At 53.3% G+C, this 1,783-nt stretch carries 2 protein-coding genes; both read left to right on the top strand.

The features are described 5' to 3' along the window. Window positions 1–641 precede the first annotated feature (641 nt). Window positions 642–1,055, top strand: a complete 414-nt coding sequence (locus HH302_RS22195; protein WP_172205406.1) for a hypothetical protein — start codon at window positions 642–644, stop codon at window positions 1,053–1,055. 112 nt (window positions 1,056–1,167) lie between these two features. Beyond that, on the top strand, window positions 1,168–1,581 hold the full coding sequence (locus tag HH302_RS22200; RefSeq protein WP_172205409.1) for a hypothetical protein: 414 nt from the start codon (window positions 1,168–1,170) through the stop codon (window positions 1,579–1,581). Window positions 1,582–1,783: the final 202 nt, after the last annotated feature.

Below are 1,783 nucleotides of genomic sequence, written 5' to 3' on the forward strand. Positions count from 1 at the left end.
CCACAATTTTCATGGGCTTCCCCTCCATCGAGATGACGATGAGTTGTGCAATCCCATCGTGGCACTCAAAACGCGACGCCGCTCACACGGCACCGCGGGATGGGGAATGCCCTTTCATTCGTTAGGCGCCAAACAAAGCACACATGCACTCCAACCACCCGTTAGCGTGCCCATCGTGCGCGAGCAAAGAAGTCGTCAAGGGAAGCTTAATCGCGTCTGATGAGAACGAGATTTTCAACGGCCGCTTCTATCCACAGGATCTCAACTTCTTCGCAATCTCCAGATCCGTCGCAGTCATTGATAAACAAGGGTTTCATGCGTGCGCGAAATGCGGCTGTCTCTGGAATTACGTAGAACTTCAAAAGCTTCAAACGCTGCTTCAGAAGCGCGTCAAAGGAGAGAGTCCATTCGCACCAGGAACCTCCCACGGAGCCAAAGTACTTTTGCTCGTAGCACTTGCGTTGTTGCTGGTTGGCGTCGTGTTTGGGGTGAAATCTCTAATCTTTGGGTAGCCCCTGAAATGTCGCCTAACACGGCAGTCAACCGGACACCCCAATGCTGCGCATTGGGGTCCCCTTCGCTGGCGCTCCGGTGCCGGTTACTTCCACGTTAGACAGCACTACCCACTGAGCATTGCAAACATGAGTACTCTCACGTCAGATCGCTATGTCCTCAAATGCATCTATGAGATGTACAAGGATCAATACCCCAGATCGAACTCTGATGTTGTGGTCTCCGACAATGATCCATACATCGCCATAAATCTGCAGGCGTTGGCGGAAAAGTTGGATTGCAGCCCAGAGCTTTTATTTGGTCGTCTTTACTATCACTTGGATAGAAAACACCGCTACAAACAAGAAGATGGGGCGCTGGTATCTCTATTTACCTTAAAAGTCGGAGAGAAGAAGCATGCCGTTAATTTTCCGTTCTTGGCGTCAATCCTTGCTGGCGAGAACCGCGACTTTTTGAGGTTCATCATGCCGCTGAGCATGTCAGGGCTTGCGCTGCTTATTTCAGCTACATCACTGGTAATCAGTATTCTGCTCAAGCGATGAATTCCGTGCCGTCTAACCCTGCAGTCAAGCGGACCGCCTGCAAGCTGACGCTTGCAGGTTCCCTCCGCGCTTCGCGCTGCGGCGTCCGCTTACTTCCACGTTAGCCGTCTCGATGACCACCGGCACTCCTCTCTACTCGCTCAATGGTGAACAACCGCCGATCGTCGGTTGTGAATGCACATCGTTCTGCCTATTGCAGCATCAAGAGCACGGAGAGGTCGCGGACCCTGCGAACGTCGCCTATTTCGAGTTCTCTGGTAAGTGGGTCCGGCTCTACTTCGATGGCAACACGATATTTTGGCGCTCGTCTGACCAACCAACTGTGCCGGTAAACCACACCGACTCAAGTGCGCTTGCTTTGGTAAACCTATCGAAAATGCCGGGCGTCGTTGGCTGCAATCTAGCGTCCGTCGAGTATTGGGGAGCGTCGGCGGAAGTCGGTGCTACGCTGAACTTCGAAGAGGGAAGCACACTTACGTTTCGCCACTTAGCAGACCATGACAAAACTCTATTCCGCGCCGGCTAACAAGTCCGTCAACGGGACGCCAAACTGCTGCGCAGTTTGGTGCCCTCCGCTGCGCTCCGGCGCCCGTTACGTCCAACGTTAGCGCGCTTTGTTATGACCAGCCCAGTTAACGTCGCCACATGAAACAACGACACCTATTTCGCCTTGCTCAAGCATGCGCGTTGCTGTTGGCGCTTGCTGTCGTTTCAAACCCAGAGTTGCG

It is taken from the genome of Niveibacterium sp. COAC-50 (genome assembly GCF_013184235.1).
GTDB lineage: Bacteria > Pseudomonadota > Gammaproteobacteria > Burkholderiales > Rhodocyclaceae > Niveibacterium > Niveibacterium microcysteis.